This window comes from Streptococcus sp. HMSC068F04, from assembly GCF_001837455.1.
Lineage (GTDB): Bacteria > Bacillota > Bacilli > Lactobacillales > Streptococcaceae > Streptococcus > Streptococcus salivarius_D.
Window position 1 is genome coordinate 1 of sequence record NZ_KV832515.1, and the last position, 988, is coordinate 988.

The following is a 988-nucleotide window of genomic DNA, read 5'->3' on the forward strand; positions in this document are numbered from 1 at the left end:
TTGTTTTATCTCATCTCCTGTGATAAGATAGGCTCAATCTATTTTCAGGAGGGTCAAGACATGGTTTCTACTATTGGTATTGTGAGCTTATCTAGTGGAATTATCGGTGAAGACTTTGTCAAGCACGAAGTGGACTTGGGTATTCAACGTCTCAAGGACCTGGGACTCAATCCTATCTTTTTGCCCCATTCACTAAAAGGCTTAGATTTTATCAAAGAACATCCTGAAGCTCGTGCAGAGGATTTGATTCATGCCTTTTCTGATGATAGCATCGACATGATTCTATGTGCCATTGGTGGAGACGATACCTATCGCTTGCTACCCTACCTCTTTGAAAATGACCAACTACAAAAGGTTATCAAACCAAAGATTTTTCTCGGTTTCTCGGATACAACCATGAACCACCTCATGTTGCATAAGCTAGGGGTCAATACTTTCTACGGCCAATCATTTCTAGCAGACATTTGTGAGTTAGACAAAGAAATGTTGCTACATTTTCTAAAAACGTTCTAATGTAAAGTCTTTCCTTAGAATCCCGAGGTTTTGTCCTTGAATCCAAGTTGTTTTTCTGTTATACTAATAAAGTAATAAGGAGAAATATATATGACTAAACAGAGAATTAATCAAGTTGTTGGTTCAATTGGTGCCTTTATCGGGATTATTGTATTTATAGCCTACATCCCTCAAATTTTTGCCAATTTACAAGGGAACAAAGCTCAACCATTCCAACCTTTATCAGCAGCTGTCTCTTGCTTAATCTGGGTCATTTATGGATGGACACAAGAGCCTAAGAAAGACTGGATTCTAATCATTCCAAACTCAGCCGGGGTTATCCTTGGCGGACTGACTTTCCTTACTGCTCTATAAGAATACAACTACTATAAAAAGCAACCACATCGAGCGGTTGCTTTTTTACTATTTTCTCGATCTAAAAGTCTTCTTCTGACTCTAATTCTTGTTGTTTTATCTCATCTCCTGTGATAAGATA

At 38.1% G+C, this 988-nt stretch carries 2 protein-coding genes; both read left to right on the plus strand.

Going from position 1 to position 988, the window contains the following annotated elements:
- Window positions 1-60: 60 nt before the first annotated feature.
- Entirely contained in the window at window positions 61-513 is a 453-nt protein-coding gene (locus HMPREF2571_RS07780) for an LD-carboxypeptidase (protein ID WP_083320425.1), read from the plus strand.
- 90 nt (window positions 514-603) lie between these two features.
- Window positions 604-867, plus strand: a complete 264-nt coding sequence (locus HMPREF2571_RS07785; protein WP_008535551.1) for a SemiSWEET family transporter — start codon at window positions 604-606, stop codon at window positions 865-867.
- Window positions 868-988 lie beyond the last annotated feature (121 nt).